Origin of the sequence: uncultured Ralstonia sp., from assembly GCA_913056305.1 — a bacterium.
GTDB lineage: Bacteria > Pseudomonadota > Gammaproteobacteria > Burkholderiales > Burkholderiaceae > Ralstonia.
In genome coordinates this window covers 1-18,872 of record CAJXMR010000078.1, presented here as the reverse complement: position 1 = coordinate 18,872, position 18,872 = coordinate 1, and the positions used below count along the sequence as shown (strand labels likewise).

The 18,872-nt window shown below is 66.4% G+C and carries 13 protein-coding genes; 3 read left to right on the top strand and 10 right to left on the bottom strand.

What is annotated here, in order from left to right; all coding sequences use genetic code 11:
* Positions 1–624 precede the first annotated feature (624 nt).
* Positions 625–2,022 (bottom strand): ATP-dependent RNA helicase DbpA, encoded by a 1,398-nt coding sequence (gene dbpA / locus QZ609_RS13865; RefSeq protein WP_295495676.1) that lies wholly within the window; start codon positions 2,020–2,022, stop codon positions 625–627.
* Between the two features lie 14 nt (positions 2,023–2,036).
* Complete coding sequence (locus QZ609_RS13860; RefSeq protein ID WP_295495674.1) at positions 2,037–2,222, bottom strand: hypothetical protein; 186 nt, start codon at positions 2,220–2,222, stop codon at positions 2,037–2,039.
* Positions 2,223–2,614: 392 nt separating this feature from the next.
* Between QZ609_RS13860 and QZ609_RS13855 the strand changes: the two genes are divergently transcribed.
* Complete coding sequence (locus tag QZ609_RS13855; RefSeq protein WP_295495670.1) at positions 2,615–3,496, top strand: class II glutamine amidotransferase; 882 nt, start codon at positions 2,615–2,617, stop codon at positions 3,494–3,496.
* Between the two features lie 217 nt (positions 3,497–3,713).
* A complete protein-coding gene (gene uvrA, locus QZ609_RS13850; protein ID WP_295495667.1) occupies positions 3,714–9,539 on the top strand; it encodes an excinuclease ABC subunit UvrA in 5,826 nt (1,941 codons plus the stop codon).
* Between the two features lie 50 nt (positions 9,540–9,589).
* Here the strand turns inward: uvrA and QZ609_RS13845 are convergent, their stop codons facing one another.
* From QZ609_RS13845 to QZ609_RS13810, 8 genes are all read right to left on the bottom strand, one after another.
* A complete protein-coding gene (locus tag QZ609_RS13845) occupies positions 9,590–11,104 on the bottom strand; it encodes an aldehyde dehydrogenase family protein (RefSeq protein ID WP_295495664.1) in 1,515 nt (504 codons plus the stop codon).
* A 100-nt stretch (positions 11,105–11,204) separates the two neighbouring features.
* Entirely contained in the window at positions 11,205–12,245 is a 1,041-nt protein-coding gene (locus QZ609_RS13840; protein ID WP_295495679.1) for an extracellular solute-binding protein, read from the bottom strand.
* Positions 12,246–12,280: 35 nt separating this feature from the next.
* Positions 12,281–13,441 carry an FAD-dependent oxidoreductase gene (locus QZ609_RS13835; protein ID WP_295495660.1) on the bottom strand — a complete coding sequence of 387 codons (1,161 nt, stop codon included), beginning with the start codon at positions 13,439–13,441 and terminating at the stop codon, positions 12,281–12,283.
* The gene (locus tag QZ609_RS13830) at positions 13,438–14,829 is read right to left on the bottom strand and encodes an NAD(P)/FAD-dependent oxidoreductase (protein WP_295495657.1); all 1,392 of its coding nucleotides are present in this window, start codon (positions 14,827–14,829) and stop codon (positions 13,438–13,440) included. Before QZ609_RS13830 ends, QZ609_RS13835 begins: the two co-directional genes overlap by 4 nt.
* A 14-nt stretch (positions 14,830–14,843) precedes the next feature.
* On the bottom strand, positions 14,844–15,167 hold the full coding sequence (locus QZ609_RS13825) for a (2Fe-2S)-binding protein (RefSeq protein ID WP_295495655.1): 324 nt from the start codon (positions 15,165–15,167) through the stop codon (positions 14,844–14,846).
* Complete coding sequence (locus tag QZ609_RS13820; protein WP_295495652.1) at positions 15,164–15,958, bottom strand: ABC transporter permease; 795 nt, start codon at positions 15,956–15,958, stop codon at positions 15,164–15,166. The genes QZ609_RS13825 and QZ609_RS13820 overlap by 4 nt, the downstream gene beginning before the upstream one ends.
* 3 nt (positions 15,959–15,961) lie before the next feature.
* Positions 15,962–16,828, bottom strand: a complete 867-nt coding sequence (locus QZ609_RS13815; protein ID WP_295495649.1) for an ABC transporter permease — start codon at positions 16,826–16,828, stop codon at positions 15,962–15,964.
* Positions 16,825–17,919, bottom strand: a complete 1,095-nt coding sequence (locus QZ609_RS13810; protein ID WP_295495646.1) for an ABC transporter ATP-binding protein — start codon at positions 17,917–17,919, stop codon at positions 16,825–16,827. Before QZ609_RS13810 ends, QZ609_RS13815 begins: the two co-directional genes overlap by 4 nt.
* A gap of 320 nt (positions 17,920–18,239) precedes the next feature.
* On the opposite strand from QZ609_RS13810, the gene QZ609_RS13805 reads away from it, so the two are divergent.
* The coding region (locus QZ609_RS13805; RefSeq protein ID WP_295495643.1) for an IclR family transcriptional regulator at positions 18,240–18,872 on the top strand (633 nt) is incomplete at its 3' end.

Below are 18,872 nucleotides of genomic sequence, written 5' to 3'. Positions count from 1 at the left end.
GATTCCCGTGTGAAAGTAGGTCATCGCCAGGCTCTCCCATGCAACGCCCCAGCTCTAACCGAGCTGGGGCGTTTGTCTTTGCTGCACCAAGCCTCGTACGCGAGAGGCCCAACAAAAAAGCCACCCGAGAAGGTGGCTTTTTTGCGTTTCGGAGCGTGAATGGAACTGATTGCGAAGTGAGTCGTGCGTCCCCACGGGAGGCTGGCCCGCCGCCGCTCTTGGCGCGCTTGTATCGGTCCTGCGAGGAGCGCCTGGCGCAGCCTGCATGCCGTAATCCCTCATCTGCAGACGACGTACCAGTTTCCGGTGAACTCCTGCATCCGCTGTTTCGCAAAGGCTTGCACGGCCTTCCTAGCGTCGGCGTTGCGCGCTCGTTCCCTGAGACGCTGGTGTCCCAGTTCGAGATGTGCCTTCAAGTCGCCTCCCGGCAGGCCACTGCACAGTGGCTTGCTGCTGGTCAATGGCGCGCTGGCGCGACCTCCGTTAGCCATGGGCCCATGCACTGCCGTAGCAATCGGCAGCGATGCCGTCGCCAGGCGGTGAAGCGCCGGATGCAGGGGAACGAGAATGTCCTCGTCGAGGCCATCGAGGGCTGCGCCGGCGCGATGAGCGAAAGCGCCGGCGTCATTCGTCCATCAATCGAACCCTGACCTTCTTGCCCTTCACCGTGCCCGCGTTGAGCTTGCGCAACGCATCGCGTGCGATGCCGCGCTCGACTGCGACGTAGGTCGAGAATTCGGTCACGTTGATCTTGCCGATCTGGTCGCCGCGAAAGCCCGCGTCGCCGGTCAGCGCGCCGAGCACATCGCCAGGGCGGATCTTGTCCTTGCGTCCGCCGAGAATCTGCAGCGTTTCCATCGGCGGCAGCAGCGGGGCGTCGCTGCTGGCGTCAAACTCGTCGAGCCGATGCCATTCGACCTCGCGCCCGAGCACCTCCTCGATGTTGCCGACACGCCCCATCTCATCCATGCTCGCGAGGCTCAGCGCCCAGCCGTCCTGATCGGCACGGCCCGTGCGGCCGATCCGATGCACGTGGACTTCGGGATCGGGTGTCACGTCGACGTTGACAACCGCTTCCAGTTGCGCGATGTCGAGCCCACGCGCGGCGACGTCGGTCGCGACGAGCACCGAGCAGCTCCGGTTCGCGAACTGGATCAACACCTGATCGCGCTCGCGCTGCTCGAGCTCGCCATGCAGCGTAAGCGCATGGATGCCCTGCGCACGCAGCACGTCGAGCAGGTCACGGCATTGCTGCTTCGTATTGCAGAACGCGAGCGTGCTGACCGGTCGATAGTGCTTCAGCAGCAGCCCGACCGCATGCAGCCGCTCGTCATCGGTCACCTCGTAGAAGCGCTGGCGAATCTTGCTGTCGTCGTGGCGCTCTTCGAGCTTCACTTCCTTCGGATTCCGCAGAATCTGCCGGCTCAGCTTCGCGATCCCGTCTGGGTAGGTCGCCGAGAACAGCAGCGTCTGCCGTTCCGGCGGACACTGGCGCACGACCGTCGCGATGTCGTCGAAGAAGCCCATGTCGAGCATCCGGTCCGCTTCGTCGAGCACAAGCGTTTTCAGCGCGCCGAGCGCGAGATTGCCGCGTTCGAGATGGTCCATGATGCGCCCCGGCGTGCCGACGACCACATGCGCGCCGTGCTCGAGGCTCGCCGCCTGCGGACGCATCGGTGTGCCGCCGCAGAGCGTCAGCACCTTCACGTTTTCCTCGGCGCGCGCGAGACGGCGGATTTCCTGCGCGACCTGATCGGCGAGCTCACGCGTCGGGCAGAGCACCATCGCCTGCACGTCGAAACGGCGCGCGTCGAGCCGCGCGAGCAGCGCGAGCGAGAACGCCGCGGTTTTGCCGCTGCCGGTCTTCGCCTGCGCGATCAGGTCGTGACCCGCGAGCGCGATCGGCAGGCTCGCGGCCTGGATCGGCGTCATGTCGGTGTAACCAAGCTGCGCGAGATTCGCGAGCACGGCGGGGGCGAGCGCAAGGGTGCTAAAGGGGGTGGCGGTCGGTTCGATGGTCATGTTGTTGCGTCGGGTCAATTGAACGGCCGGCCTTCGAGCTGCTCGTAGACGATCGTGCCGTCGTCGGTTTCGAAGCGCTCGACGTAGTTTCGCGCGCCGCATAGTGCGCAGCGGAATAGCGGCCCCTGGCCTTCATTCTTGATGACGACGCTGGGCAGTTCCCACTGCGTGCCACAGCTCTGGTTTTTGCAAGTGAACACGGTTTTCTTCGGATGGATTCGGTTGCGCACCGTTGACGGCGAGGAGGGGGGATCGGGGATGCGCCCGCGATCGTGCCTGGCGATGTTAAATAAGCCCTCCCAGACCGAGCCAGGGTAACTCTGGTCTGGTTTTACCTAATTTTCCCCAGTCGATGTTAACTTTCTATTTTGTTCGGCTCGACAGGAAGCGATGGCCAAAGAACGCATAGACGACGAACTGCGGTCACTCATCGAACCGTCGCTGCATGCGCGTGTGCCTCGCAATCTTCAACATTTAACATAAGATAGATTATGTGAAAAAATGCAGGCCGACGGAGGGCCTCATTTTTCCTTGTGAATTCCCGCGCGCAGTGCCTAGACTCACTTTCCGACCGTTCCACGGGCAATGCATCATGTGTCGCTGGCTGGCCTACTCAGGCAATCCCATCCAAATGGAGACCGTGCTGTTCCGGCCTCGGCACTCATTGATCGACCAGAGCTTGCGCTCACGGCTGGGCCACACGACCACGAATGGCGACGGGTTCGGCATTGGGTGGTACGGCCGCCATTCCGAGGTACCGTTCCGGTATCGCTGCCTACATCCCGCCTGGAACGATACGAATTTGCGCGAAGCGGCCCGCGCCATCCGATCGCCGATGTTTGTTGCGCATGTCCGCGCGGCCACGGACACCCCGGCGCAGGAAACCAACTGCCACCCATTCCGCTATGGCCGATGGCTCTTTGCCCACAACGGGCTGATCCGCGACTATCCGACGCTCAGGCGCGATCTGATGATGGCGGTCGCGCCCGAGCTCTTTCGCTGGATTGAGGGGTCGACGGATTCGGAAGTCATGTTCTTTCTTGCGCTCACCTTCGGGCTCTGCCGGGAGCCGCGCGCGGCCCTGGAGCAGATGGCGGGCCTGATCGAGGCCGTTGGCCACCACCACGGTGTCGAGCACCCGTTGAACATGACCGTATGCGCCACCGATGGCGAACAGATCATCGCCGCCCGCTATTCCAGCGAGCGGGACTCGCGCTCCCTGTTCCACAGCACGTCATTCGGGCATCTGCACGAGCTCTATCCCGAGAACTCCGCCATCACCGATGCGGGCGATACGGCTTTTCTTGTGCTGTCGGAGCCACTAGTCGACCTGCCCGATGCGTGGGCGGAAATTCCGGAGGAAACGGTGGTCATCGCCAAAGGTGGTAGCGTCGAGCACCATCGGTTTGTTCCGCGTTTGCCCATGATTGATTCGTCGACTAACCAGGCCTCCTACGGGCAGGCGGCCGGCTGATTGCCGGTGCAATGACTCAGGGCACTCCCGAAAGCTCCTGACAAAACGCTGTCAGGAGCCCTGCGCTACCCTCGCGCCCGTAACCCCATAACCCGTCATGCGGGCCGACCGGATCTCAAGAATCCGTTACAGTTTACGGCCCGAATTCTGATCGCCGGCCGTGGCCAGGATGTCTCCCCGCGCCGGCATCTCCCAACGCCTCCAAGGAACAGCCTCCATGTCCTCCGGTGTCATTCGCCTGCGCGGAGCCCGTCAGCACAACCTCAAGAACCTCGACCTGGACCTGCGCACCGGCGAGATGACCGTCGTCACCGGCCCGTCCGGCTCGGGCAAGTCCAGCCTCGTCTTCGACACGCTCTATGCCGAAGGCCAGCGCCGCTACGTCGAAACCTTCAGCGCCTACGCTCGCCAGTTCCTGGACCGCATGGACCGGCCCCAGGTCGAGCGCGTCGAGGGCGTGCCGCCGGCCATCGCCATCGACCAGACCAACCCGGTGCGCAGTTCGCGCTCCACGGTCGGCACGATGACGGAGCTGAACGACCACCTGAAGCTGTTGTTTGCCCGTGCTGCGCAACTGTTCGACAGGGAGACCGCACTGCCGGTGCGCCACGACACGCCGGAGACCATCTACGACGAGCTGCTGGCCCGTACGCGCGCGGCCGATCCGCGCCTGGTGGTGACCTTCCCTGTCGAGCTGCCCGCCAACACCACCGCCGAAGAAGTCGCGCAGTGGCTGTCCATCAGCGGCTACACGCGCGTGCAGGCTGAACGCGTGGTGGGCGAACGCAAGCTGCTCGACGTCGTGGCCGACCGCTTCCGCCTGCAGGGCACCGAGCGTGCCCGCGCGCTGGAGGCGATCGAATCGTCGCTCAAGCGCGGCGGCGGGCGCGTCAACGTCTACGTGCTGGCGGAAGACGGTGAACCCGAGATCTGGCGCTTCTCCACCGGCCTGCATTGCCCCGAGAGCGACCTGCGCTATGCCGATCCGCAACCCGCGCTGTTCTCGTTCAATTCCGCCTACGGTGCCTGCGATGCCTGCCGCGGCTTCGGCCGCGTGATCGGCGTCGACCTGGGCCTGGTGATCCCGGACGAGCGCAAGACGCTGCGTGAAGGTGCCATCAAGCCGATGCAGACCCCGGCCTGGAAGGAGTGCCAGGACGACCTGATGCGCCACGCCGCCATCGCCGAGATCCCGCGCGACACGCCGTGGGCCGAGCTGACCGACGCGCAACGCGACTGGGTCGTCAACGGCGATCCGAAATGGAAGAAGAGTGGCGGCTGGAGCAAGCAGTGGTACGGCGTGCGCCGCTTCTTCGACTACCTGGAGTCGAAGGCGTACAAGATGCACATCCGCGTGCTGCTGTCGAAGTACCGCAGCTACACCACGTGCGAGACCTGCGGCGGCGCACGGCTGAAGACCGAGTCCATGCAATGGCGCCTGGGCAGCAAGGAAAACGCCGACGCCGTATTGTCGCCCGCGCGACGCTTCATGCCGCGCGGCGTGGCCTGGAATCGCGCCCAGCTCGAAGCCCTGCCCGGCCTGACCGTGCATGACGTGATGCTGCTGCCGATCGCGCGCATCCGCCGCTTCTTCGATGAACTGACGCTGCCGTCCGCCCTGCTCGACGACGCGCTCAAGCTGCTGCTGGACGAGGTGCGCACACGCCTGGCGTACCTGTGCGACGTCGGCATCGGCTACCTGACGCTGGACCGCCAGAGCCGCACACTGTCCGGCGGCGAGGTGCAGCGGATCAACCTGACCACCGCACTGGGTACCTCGCTCGTCAACACGCTATTTGTGCTCGACGAGCCCAGCATAGGCCTGCACCCGCGCGATCTCGACCGCATTGTCGAGGCGATGCAGCGGCTGCGCGATGCGGGCAACACACTGGTGGTGGTCGAGCACGACCCGTCGGTCATGCTGGCCGCTGATCGCCTGATCGACATGGGCCCCGGCCCCGGCGAGCGCGGCGGCACCATCGTCTTCGACGGCACGCCGGCCGCCATCCGCAACACCGAGACGCTGACTGGCGTCTACCTGTCCGGCCAGCGCCGCGTGGCCGATGCCACCGACTGGCAAGCTCGCCCGGTCAATGGCCACACGCCGCAGCTCGTGCTCGAAGGCGCGCGCCAGCACAACCTGCGCGACGTGACCATCGAGATCCCGTTGCAGCGCCTGGTCTGCATCACCGGTGTCTCGGGCTCGGGCAAATCCACGCTGATCCAGGACGTGCTGCACCCGGCCCTGGCGCGCCATTTCGGCAAGGCCACCGAGGCGCCGGGCGCGCACAAAGCGCTCAAGGGCGCCGACCAGATCAGCGACGTGGTTTTCGTCGATCAATCGCCGATCGGCAAGACCGCACGCTCGAACCCGGCCAGCTACGTGGGCGCGTTCGACGAGATCCGCAAGCTGTTCGCCAAGGCACCGATGGCCCTGCAGCGCGGCTACACGGCCGGTACGTTCAGCTTCAACTCGGGCGACGGGCGCTGCCCGACCTGCGGCGGCTCGGGCTTCGAGCATGTAGAGATGCAGTTCCTCAGCGATATCTACCTGCGCTGCCCGGACTGCGACGGCACCCGCTACCGCGCAGAAACCCTGGAAGTGAAGATCGAGCGCGGCGACCGCCTGCTGTCGGTGGCCGACGTGCTGGAACTGACCGTGAGCGAAGCCGCCACGCTGTTCGCACAGGACGCCGACGTGCTGCGCGTGCTGCAGCCCATCGTCGATGTGGGCCTCGAATACGTGAAGCTGGGCCAACCCGTGCCGACGCTCTCCGGCGGCGAGGCGCAGCGCCTGAAGCTGGCCGGCTTCCTGGCCGAAGCCGCGCAGGCGGCCCAGGCAGCGGCACGCAAGCGCGTCAAACCGGACGCGGCACCCAACGCCGGCCGCCTGTTCATGTTCGACGAGCCCACCACCGGCCTGCACTTCGACGACATCGCCAAGCTGATGCGCGCGTTCGGCAAGCTGCTCGACGCCGGGCATTCGCTGATCGTGATCGAGCACAACCTCGACGTGATCCGCGCGGCCGACTGGATCATCGACCTAGGCCCCGAAGGTGGTGACGCGGGCGGCCTGTTGGTCTGCGCCGGCACGCCGGAGCAAGTGAAAGCCTGCGCCGCCTCACACACTGGGGTGGCGCTCAAGCAATACGAGGCGAACATCGGTCAGCCGCAGGCAGTGGAAGGCGTGCCGCTGCAAACGGCCCTCGCCGCGCGCCGCGCCAAGCGTGCCGCCGTGGCGGAGGTCCAGGGCGAGAACGTGGTGCGCATCGTCCAGGCGCACGAGCACAACCTCAAGGGCTTGAACGTCGACATCCCGCACGGCAAGTTCAACGTGGTGACGGGCGTGTCGGGCTCGGGCAAGTCGACGCTGGCGTTCGACATCCTGTTCCACGAGGGGCAGCGGCGCTATCTGGAATCGCTGAATGCCTATGCGCGCTCGATCGTGCAGCCGGCGGGCCGGCCCGAGGTGGATGCCGTCTACGGTATTCCGCCCACGGTGGCGATCGAGCAGCGCCTGTCGCGCGGCGGCCGCAAGAGTACGGTTGCGACCACCTCCGAGGTCTGGCACTTCCTGCGGCTGCTGTACGTGAAGCTGGGCATGCAGCATTGCATCCATGACGGCACGCCAGTGGCGGCGCAGAGCCCCGAGGCCATCCTCGCCCAGCTCATGCGCGACCACAGTGGCGAGCACATCGGCCTGCTGGCACCGCTGGTGGTGAACCGCAAGGGCCTGTACACCGACCTGGCCAAGTGGGCCAAGGCGCGCGGCTTCACCCACCTGCGCGTGGATGGCGAATTCCTGCCGGTGGCCCCGTGGCCGAGGCTGGACCGCTTCCGTGAGCACACGCTGGAGCTGCCGGTGGGCGACATCGTCGTCTCGCCGGAAAACGAGGCCGCGCTGCGCACCTTGCTGGAGCAGGCCCTGGAGCACGGCAAGGGCGTGATGCACGTCCTGGCGCCGCTCGACGGCCTGCAAAGCGCCATGCATGAAGGCGGCACCGCCCAGGTCGGCAGCGTGAAGGTGTTCTCGACCAAGCGCGCGTGCCCCACCTGCGGCACCAGCTACCCCGAGCTGGACCCGCGCATGTTCTCGTACAACAGCAAGCACGGCTGGTGCTCGAGCTGCGTCGGCACGGGCCTGGCGCTCACGCGCGAACAGCGCGCGGCCTTCGACGACACGGTGCTCGGCGGCGACGATCGTGGCCGCGAGCAGACGCTGCCGTCGGAAGAGGTCGATCCGGAAGGCATGACCGACCTGCCCTGCCCGGCCTGCCACGGCACGCGCCTGAACCCGACCGCACGTGCGGTGACCTTTGCCGAGCAACACATCGTCGACATCGCCCAATGGACGGTCAGCCAGACCCGCCGCTGGGTCGAAGGGCTGAACCTGGTGGGCCGCGATGCGGAAATCGCCCGCGACGTGGTCGCCGAGATCCACAGTCGCCTGTCCTTCCTCGAAGAAGTCGGCCTGGGCTACCTGAGCCTGGACCGCGCCGCGCCCAGCCTGTCGGGCGGCGAAGCGCAGCGCATCCGCCTGGCCGCGCAGCTCGGCAGCAACCTGCAAGGCGTCTGCTACGTGCTGGACGAGCCGACCATCGGCCTGCACCCACGCGACAACCAGATCCTGCTCGACGCGCTGCGCAAGCTCGGTGACAAGGGCAACACGCTGGTGGTGGTCGAGCACGATGAAGACACCATCCGTCGCGCCGACCACATCATCGACATCGGCCCGGGCGCGGGCAAGCGCGGCGGCACGCTGGTCGCGCAAGGCAGCGTGCGCGACCTGGCGGCGCAGCCAGATTCGCTCACGGGCCGCTTCCTGTCGCAGCCGATCGAGCACCCGCTGCAGCCGCGTCGGGAGGTGGTGGCACCGCGCGCCGGCACGGATGCGGTGCCCGAGCGCTGGCTGACCGTGCACGGCGCCAAGCAGCACAACCTGCGCAACGTGACGGCCACGATGCCGCTGTCGCGGCTGGTGGCGATTACCGGTGTATCCGGCTCGGGTAAATCGACGCTCGCGCGCGACGTGCTCATGACCAACCTGCTCGATGCGGTGGGCCGGTCGGTGCTGTCGTCGCCAGCCACGCGGCGCGCGCGCCGTGCCGCCCAGGCCGAAGTGCCTGCTGCCAAGGCACCGGCCAAGTTCGACGTCCGCCACGACTGGCACGGCTGCGAGGGCATCAGCGGCTGGGAGGCCGTCGACCGCGTGCTGGAGGTGGACCAGACCCCAATCGGCAAGACGCCGCGCTCGTGCCCGGCCACCTATATCGGCGTGTGGGACACCATCCGCAAGCTCTTCGCCGATACGCTGGAAGCGCGCGCACGCGGCTACGCCGCCTCGCGTTTCTCGTTCAACACCGGTGACGGCCGCTGCCCCGCCTGCGAGGGCCAGGGCGTGCGCACCATCGCCATGAGCTTCCTGCCCGACGTGAAGGTGCTGTGCGACGTCTGCCACGGCCAGCGCTTCAACGCCGAGACCCTGGCCGTCACCTGGCGCGGCAAGAACATTGGCGACGTGCTGACCATGGAGATCGACGAGGCGGTGGAGTTCTTCAGCGCGCAGAACAGCATCGCGCATCCGCTGCAGCTGATGAAGGACGTCGGCCTGGGCTACCTGACGCTGGGCCAGCCCTCGCCCACGCTGTCGGGCGGTGAGGCGCAGCGCATCAAGCTCGTCACCGAGCTGTCGAAGGTGCGTGATGACATCACGCGCCGCGGGCAGAAGGCGCCGCACACGCTGTACGTGCTGGACGAGCCGACCGTCGGCCTGCACATGGCCGATGTGGCCAAGCTGATCCGCGTGCTGCATCGCCTCGCGGACGGCGGCCATAGCGTGATCGTGATCGAGCACGACCTAGACGTGATTGCCGAGGCGGACTGGATTCTCGATCTGGGCCCTGAGGGGGGCGACGAGGGTGGCACCATCGTGGCGGCGTGCGGGCCGGAGGCGCTAGCGCAGGTCAAGGCCAGTCATACCGGGGCGGCGCTGGTGCCAGTGCTGGCGCGCGGCAATGCCGTGAGTCTGCGCCGGGCCGGTTGAGTTGGCTGGGCGAAGCGCCACGGGATGTGGCGCTTCGCCTTCAGCCTATCTTAGATATCGAAGCGGACACCCTGTGCCAGCGGCAGCTTGTTGCTGTAGTTGATCGTGTTGGTAGCGCGGCGCATATAGGCTTTCCAGGCATCCGAGCCGGATTCTCGCCCGCCGCCGGTCTCCTTCTCCCCACCGAAGGCGCCGCCGATTTCCGCACCGGATGTGCCGATGTTGACGTTGGCGATGCCGCAGTCGCTGCCGGCGGCTGAGAGGAATCCTTCCGCTTCGAGCAGATCGCGCGTGAAGATGGCGGACGACAGGCCCTGCGGCACACCGTTCTGCAGCGCAATCGCTTCGTCAAAGTCCCGATAGGTCAGCACATACAGAATGGGCGCGAAGGTCTCGTGCTGCATGACGGCGGTTTGCGCGGGCATGCGCACGAGCGCCGGTGTCACGTAGAAGGCATGGTCGCCAAGCTCGCCACGCACGCGTGCACCGCCGAAGACCGCGCCGCCTTCGGCTCGGGCCTGGGCCAGTGCCGACTGCATGGCATCGTAGGCCGCGCCATCGATGAGCGGTCCAACCAGCGTGTCGGCCTGCAGCGGATTGCCCACCGCCACCGAGGCGTAGATGCGCTGCAGGCGCTCCACCAGGGTGTCGGCAATGCTCTCGTGCACGATCAGGCGGCGCAGCGTGGTGCAACGCTGCCCTGCGGTGCCCACCGCAGAGAACGTGATGGCGCGCGTGGCCAGCTCCAGGTCTGCGCTGGGTGCGACGATCATCGCGTTGTTGCCGCCCAGCTCCAGGATGGAGCGGCCGAAGCGCCTGGCGACCAGTTGGGCGACCGCGCGGCCCATGCGCGTGCTGCCCGTGGCGCTGACCACCGGCACCTTGCCCGAGTGCGCCAGCGCTTCACCGATCTCGCGGCCGCCGATCAGCAGCTCATGCAGGCCCGCCGGCGCCACGCCCGGGTGCGTACACTCGAATTCCGCAATGGCCTTCTGCAGCAGCGCGTGGCAGGCCATGGCGGTCAGCGGCGTTTTCTCCGAAGGCTTCCAGATCACGCTGTCGCCGCAGACGAAAGCCAGCGCACTGTTCCACGCCCACACCGCCACCGGGAAGTTGAACGCCGAGATCACGCCGACCGGGCCGGCCGGATGCCACGTCTCCATCATGCGATGGCCTGCGCGTTCCGAAGCAATGGTCAGCCCGTACAACTGGCGCGACAGCCCAACCGCAAAATCGCAGATGTCGATCATCTCCTGGACCTCGCCCAGCCCTTCGGAAAGGATTTTGCCGGCCTCCAGCGTGACCAGGCGGCCCAGCATGGCTTTGTGCTCGCGCAGCTGCACGCCCAGCAGGCGCACCAGCTCACCGCGCACCGGCGCGGGAACCCCCCGCCACTGCAGGAATGCCGCATGCGCGCGGTCGACGGCGGCCGCCGCCTCCTGCGCGGTTGCGAACGCCACGGTCCCGAGGGTGGCACCGTCGATCGGCGAGGTGACCGTGTGGCCGTTGGCCACCGTGCCGTCAGCGTGGATGGAGAGGGATGTCAGGATGTCCGAAGTCTTCATGGTGCCGATGAGGGAGGTTGCGGCCCGTCCATGCAGCCAGGGCGAGCGCGCTTCATTTCAAGTGGGTACGCAGCCCGCTTGCGGGCTGCCCGGGGCGATGTCAGCGCTCCACCGTCTTGTTCCAGCGCGCGCTCCACGTCGGGCGCTGCGCGTTGATGACGTCCCAGTCCATGTTCACCGCCGTGCGCGCGTAATCGACCGCGTGCTTGATCAGCACGTCGGTGTCAGCGGGCAGCGGCGTCTTGGGGTTGGCCGGAATACTGGCGCCGCCTTGCAGCGCTTTTGCCTGGGCTGAAGGCGACAGCAGGAACGCTGCCAGCTTCTGCGCCAGTGCAGGCTCGTCGTTCTTGGCGATCACGCATTCCATCGTATTCAACGCCACCGCGCCTTCCTTGGGCTGCGCGTACTCCACCGGCAGGCCCTTGCCCTTGAGCACCATCACCTGGGTCGGCGTGGAGGGGAACAGCCCGGCCTCACCGGTCTGCACCATCTCCGAGAGCTTGGCGGAGTTGGCGACGTATTCGCCGACATTCGCACCCACGCCGGTCTTCCAGGCCTTGAACGCAGGCTCGACATTGCTTTCGGTGCCGCCATTGAGCCGGTTCACCATCAGGAAGGCATGCAGGCCGAAGGTCGACGACGGCAGCGACTGGAAGATGACCTTGCCCTTGAACTTCGGGTCGGCCAGGTCCTGCCAGGAGGTCGGCGGGTTCCAGCCCTTCTCCTTGAACATCTTGGTGTTGTAGGCCAGGCCCGTCATACCGATGCTGACCGCCGCGGCCATGTTGCCCTTGATGCGTGCCTTCTCGGGAATGTCCTTCAGCTCCGGGCTGTCGGCCAGCTTGTCGCACAGGCCCATGCCGATGGCGCGATACATCACGCCGTCGTCCAGGAAGATGATGTGCATCTGCGGCTTGTCCTTGCTGGCCTGCACCTTGGCCAGGATGTCGGAGGACGTGCCGGGCACCACCACGACCTTGACGTTGTTCTCCTTCTCGAACGCAGGAAACACGTGGTCGATATAGGTGCGCTCCATCACGCCGCCGTTCATGCCGACGTACAAGGTCTTGCTCTGCGCCGCCGCCGTGGGCAGCGTCGACAGCACGCCCAACGCAATGCCGCAGCCCGCTGCCACCTTCATGCCAATGCGGATTCCCTGTTTCATGACCGATTCTCCTAAGAGTCGTGGAAAGTGGGCTCGGCATGCGTGGCGCCGAGCCTGGTTTGCTGAAAACGTGCAATCGAGAACGCGTCGATCGGCGTGGAAGTCGCCCCGTCGCGCACCAGCTCGGCCAGCACCTCGCCCACGGCCGGGCCGATCTGGAACCCCGCCCCGGCAAAGCCGAACGCGTGGATGAGGCCCGGTGTGGTCTGGCTCGGCCCGAGCACGGGCTCGCGGTCGGGCAGGTAGCCTTCGGTACCGCTCCAGGTGCGGATGATGTGAGCGTTGCGCAGCGCAGGAAACAGCTCGACCGCCTGCTCCAGCACCGAGAAGATCGCGCTGCGGCCGGACCGTGCGCTGGTGTCGTTCAACGCATAGCCGCGCGCGCCGCCGATCACGCAATTGCCGCGCCGGACCTGGCGGCCATACAGTCCGCCCCCTTCCACGCCGACATTGACGTTCATGAACAGCGGCAGCGGCTCGGTGACGGTCATGGCCGGGTGCGCGCTGATCATGGGCACCTCTTCACCAAACACGCGAGCGACGTCGTTGGCCCAGGCGCCTGCGCAGTTCAGCAGCACGCGCGAGCGGACTTCGAGGCCGCTGCGTGTGCGCAGCCAGAAGCCGTGCTCGTCGCGAGCGATCTCCTCGACCTTCTCGCCCTCGAATATCTGCGCGCCTTCCAGGCGTGCCGCCCGTGCGAAGGCCGGCGACACCAGCCGCGGGTTGGCGTGGCCGTCGTCCGGGCACAGCGATGCACCGACCGCGATGTCGCCCAACCACGGATACGCGCTGCGCAGTTGCGCACGGCTCAAGAGCTGTAGGCCCAGATCGAATTCGCGGGTTCGCTCACGATAGGCTTCGAGCGAGGCCATGTCTTGCTCGCTACGCGCCACCTTGAGGTGCCCCGAGCGCTCGTATTCGCCGTCGATGCCGATGGTCTGCTGCAACTGGCCCCAGATGCGGTGCGCGCGCTGCGACAGCGGCAGTTGCGCCAGCGAGCGCCCTTGCCGCCGCACGCCGCCGTAGTTGACGCCGCTGGAGCGCGAGCCGCAGCTGTCGCGCTCCAGCAGGATCACCGCAATCCCCATGCGCCGCAACGCCAGCGCGGCCGATGCGCCGGCGATGCCGCCGCCGACAATCGCAACGGTGGTGTCCAGCTTGACTACGCTCATGACTGCGCCTCCTCGGTGTGCAGGAAGGCGATCGGCTTGATCGGTGCCTGTGCGCGTATCCGGCCGACGGCGGCGATGTCCTTGCCCGCCGCGTGCGCGAGAATTTCGCAGGCAGCCGCCCCGCACATGCGGCCCTGACAGCGACCCATGCCGACGCGAGTGAAGGCTTTCGCCCGGTTGATCTCGCTCAAGCCGTTGCGCTGGATCTCCGCGCGGAAGGCGCCGACGCTGATCTCCTCGCAGCGGCACAGGAGCGTCGCGTCGTCGCAGGTGTCGGCCCAATCTTCCGGAAACGGAAACGCCTGTTCCAGCGCGGCACGGAAACTGGCGATGCGGGCGAGTGCCTTTTCCAACGTCGCCACGCGGGCTGCCGAAACGCTCTTGCCGCAGTCTTCGATGACCGCCAGCGCGGCGCGCTCACCGGACAGCTCCGCCGCATCCGCGCCCATGATGCCGGCGCCGTCCCCCGCGAGGTAGACGCCGGGTTGGCTGCTGCGCCGTGCAGCATCGAACGTGGGCACGAAGGCGCGGTTGAGCGGATCGAACACGAACTCACAGCCAAGCAGGTCGGCCAGTTGCGTCTCGGGGCGGAGCGCATAGCCGAAGCCCACGGCATCGCAGGCGATGCTGTGTTGGGTTGCGCCGTCCTTCCAGTGAATCCGCTCGACGCGATCGGTGCCGTCCACCGAAGCGATGCGGATGCCGGTACGGATCGGCACGCCTGCCAGACGCAGCTTAGTTCGGTAGTAGAGGCCCTTGGCCAGCAGTGTCGGCAGGCGCAGCATACGCGGCGCGGCCATCGCCTGCTGGCGCAGCGGCGTGGTGTCGAGCACGGCCGCCACGTGCACACCGGCCTTCATGTATTGATAGGCCACCAGGTAGAGCAGCGGCCCGGTGCCCGCAAACACCACGCGCTCGCCAATGGCACAGGCCTGGTATTTGAGCGCGATCTGCGCGGCGCCCAGCGTGAAAACGCCGGGCGTGGTCCAGCCCGGAAACGGCAGGACGCGGTCCGTGGCGCCGGTGGCAACGATCAGGTGCGTGTACGGAACCCGCTCCGGCTGGCCGTCGCAGATCGCATCCACCACGCCGCCCTCGGCATTCCAGACCAGCCGCCCCGGGCGGTAGTCGAGCTGGCCGAGGATGTCGCGCATGGCCGCGTGCACGCCGGTCGCGCGCTTGGCTTCGAAGCCGTAGAGCGTGCTGGGCGGGCGTGTGAACCCGGGCGGCTGCTGGCGGTAGATCTGCCCGCCCCAGGCCGGTGCCTCATCCAGCACAGTCGGCCGCAGGCCATGGCCGACGAGCGTTTGCGCCGCGCGGATGCCGGCCGGCCCCGCACCGATGATGACCACTTGCGGTGACTGCTTCATCGGGAGTGCCTGCTTCATTTGGAGTGACTGCGTCACGAGCGCACGCCCTCCCCGGTCACGATACGCATGCCTTCGCGCACCATGGTCGAGCAGGCACGCATCCGCTCGCCGGATTCGGTACTGACCCAGCAATCCTGGCAGGCGCCCATCAGGCAGAAGCCAGCGCGCGGCGCGGACGAGAAATCGGCATGCCTCAGCACGCTGCCCTGGCTGAGCACGGCAGTCAGCACCGTGTCGCCCTCCAGCGCGCGGGCCGGTGCACCGTCAAGGGTGAACGCGATGGCGCGGCGAGCGGTTTCCCCCACCCGGCAGAACAACGCTCCGGGCTGTTTGCGTGTTTTTGTCGTGGATGTCATTTGCTGCCCACCAGCACTTTGTCCAGGCCGTAGATGCGGTCGATCAGCAGCATGCCGACGCTGGTGATCACGATCATCAGCGCGGAGACCGCCGCCATCATCGGGTCGATCGATTCCGTCGCATACATGTAGATGCGCACCGGCAGCGTCACCGTGGAAGGCGCGGTGACGAACACCGACATGGTCACCTCATCAAAGCTGTTGATGAAGGCCAGCAGCCAGCCGCCGGCCACCCCGGGCAGGATGAGCGGCAACGTCACGCGCAGGAACACCACCGTATTGGAGGCGCCCAGCGACTGCGCGGCATGCTCCGCGCTGAAGTCCATCCCTTCGACTGAGGCGATCACCAAACGCAGAATGTACGGCGTGATCACCACCACATGCGCCAGCACCAGCCACGTGAAGCTGCCGGTGGCGCCCATCAGGGCAAACAGGCGCAGCAAGGCAATGCCCAGCACCAGGTGCGGAATGATGATGGGCGACAGCAGCATCCCGTTGATGAAGTCCCGTCCACGAAACCGGTAGCGCGTGAGCGCGATACCGGCCGGCAAGGCCAGCACCGTCGCGATGGAGGCCGAGAGCAAGGCCAACTGCACGCTGTTATAGAACGCCTGCACGAAATCCGGATGCGCGAAGACGGCCTTGAACCAGCGCAGCGAGAACGCTGTGGTGGGAATCTGCATGGTGTTCTCGGGCGTGAACGCCACCAGGCAGACGATGGCCAGCGGCGCCAGCATGAAGGTCACCACCAGGGTGTGAAACGCCAGGGCAATCGGTCCGTTCTTCTGCATGGCTTACCCCAGCGTCTTCTTGTAACGGCCTTCCAGCAGCCGGTTGTACGACAGCATGATGATGAGGTTGGCCGCCAGCAGCGTGAGCGCGATGGCGGCGCCCAGCGGCCAGTTCAGCTCGCTCAGGAATTCGTCGTAGACCAGCGTGGCGACCATCTTGAGACGGCGCCCGCCCAGCAGGCCCGGAATGGCGAACGAACTCGCGCTCAGGCCAAAGACGATCAGGCTGCCCGACAGCACGCCCGGCAGGATCTGCGGCAGCACGATGCGACGCATCACGGTGGCTTGCGAGGCGCCGAGCGACTGGGCGGCCTGCTGCGTCGACGGGTCCAGCTTCTGCAGCGACGTCCAGGCCGGGATCACCATGAAGGGCAGCATCACGTGGACCAGCCCGATCACGATGGCCGTTTGCGTGTAGAGCAGCTTGACCGAATCGAAGCCGAGCCGGATCAGCGCCTGGTTGATGAGCCCCTCCGGGCCCAGCAGCAGGCTCCAACCGAACGCGCGCACCACGACAGACACCAGCAGCGGCGCCAGGATCACCAGCAGGAAGATCGAGCGCCACGGCGCTCGCATGCGGCTGAGCACATAGGCCTCGGGCACGCCGATCAGCGCGCACAGCACGGTCGTGACCAACGCCAGCCAGAAGGTGCGCAGGAAGACCCCGACGTAGTAGTCGTCGGTGAAGATGGCGGCGTAGTGCAGCAGCGTGGCGTTTGGCTGGATGCCCGTGGCCGGATCAAAGCCCTGGAACGACAGCACCGTCACGAGCAGCAACGGCAGCAATAGCAGCAGCGCAAACAGCGCGGTCACAGGCGTCGCCAGCAGGACCGGCGTGCCGGCCCAGCGACGGACGGGGCGCGGGTTCATGCCACGGCCTCCGCCTGCAGCGCGGTTGCGGCGCAGGCGTCTTCACCCACCAGGCGCAGTTGCTCGTCTGGCCAGGACAGGCCGACTTCGTCGCCTTCGGCCGGTACTGCGGCGCCATTGTTGGGCTGCACGACGTTGAGCGGGCCGATGCGGCTCTCGATCGTGAACAGCCACTGGCTGCCGAGAAAGAACCGCGCCTTCACCGTGCCCGTGATGCGACCCGCATCACGCGGGGTCAGGGCAATCTTCTCGGGCCGCAGGCCGATCCGCACGGCGGTGCCGACGCGGCGGCCGGCAGCGGTAAAGTGGAACTTCAACGGCCCCACTGTCACGAACGCGCCGGTGCCGTCCAGTGCCTCCACGCGGCCGTCCAGCACGTTGGCCTTGCCGACGAACTTCGAGATGAACTCTGAGCGTGGGTATTCGTACAGGCGGTATGGCGCATCCACCTGCGTGATGCGCCCACTTTCCATCACGACCACGCGGTCGCTGATCGACATGGCCTCGGCCTGGTCGTGCGTCACCATGATGGTGGTCATGCCGAGCTGCCGCTGGATGGAACGGATCTCGAACTGCATGTCTTCGCGCAGCTTGGCGTCGAGGTTGGAGAGTGGCTCGTCCAGCAGCAGCACGGATGGGCGGATCACCAAGGCGCGCGCCAGGGCCACCCGCTGGCGCTGTCCGCCCGACAGCTCACGCGGATAGCGCTGTGCATGTTCATGCAGCTTGACCAGCGCCAGGGCCTCGTCCACGCGCAGCGCAGTCTCGCGCTTGGAGACCTTGCGCATCTCCAGGCCGAAAGCCACGTTCTGCGCCACGGTCATGTGCGGAAACAGCGCGTAGGTCTGGAACACGATGCCCAGGCCGCGGCGGCTGGGCGCCATGTGGGTGATGTCCTGGCCGGCAAGCACGACGGCGCCCTTCGTCACCTCCGCGAACCCCGCGATCATCTGCAGGGTCGTGGTCTTACCGCAGCCCGAGGGCCCCAGCAGCGAGACGAATTCCCCTTGTTCGATGCTGAGATCGATGCCGGAAACCACGGTGAGCTTGCCGTAGGTCTTGGTAATGCCTCTTAGCTGCAAGAACGACATGCGCTCTCCTCGGAACGGCTTGCCATCAGAAACACTCTGCCGCTGGCCGGCGAATACGCTGGCTCGTTTTCGGTGACTCACTCTACTACACCACATTCCACCAAACAAACTGAATGGATAAGGATATTCCTTTGATCGGTATATTTATCATCGTATATTCCATTGAATAGAATTTGATATGATGGCGGTGAGCACTGATTCCGCGCGGCGGAATTTTTCCGTGGTCCGTGCGGGTATGTCCCAATCCGATGCTCAGCAAAGTCCAGCATGCGGAATATCGGCCACTCAAATTGGATATTTCTTCCAGAATGCAGAACGCAATGAAGCCAACGGACGACAACAACGGAGTCAGCGTGCTCGGCAAGGCGTTTGCGCTGATGCGCGCGCTGGCCTGCGCCCCGGCAGAGGGCGCCAAGATCACGCTGCTGGCGCAGGACACGGGCATCAGCCAGGGCACCGCGCACCGCCTGATGCGTGCGCTGGTCGCGCAGGGTGTCGTGGAGCAGGACGCCGCCTCGAAGCGCTACCGGCTTGGGCTGGAGCTGTTCAGGATGGCCAGCACGGCCGGCAGCGCCGCCACGCTGCGCGAGATCTTCCGGCCTGCCCTGTTGCGCTTGTCGGGCACGCTCAAGGACACGATCTTCCTGCTCGTGCGCAACAACTACGACGCCGTCTGCATCGACCGCAGCGACGGGCCCTACCCGATCCGCTCCTTCACCGGCGACATCGGCGGCAGCATCGCGCTGGGCGTCGGCCAGGGCAGCCTGGCGATCCTGGCGTCGCTGCCCCCGGCCGAGCAGGACGAGGTGATCCGCTTCAACCTGCCCCGGCTCAAGGAGTACCGGCCAATCGATGAGGTGTTCCTGCGCACGGAGATCGCCCGCGCGCGCGAGTTGGGCTATGTGGCCACCCAGACCGGCCTGATCGAAGGCATGGCGGGGCTCGCCGTGCCG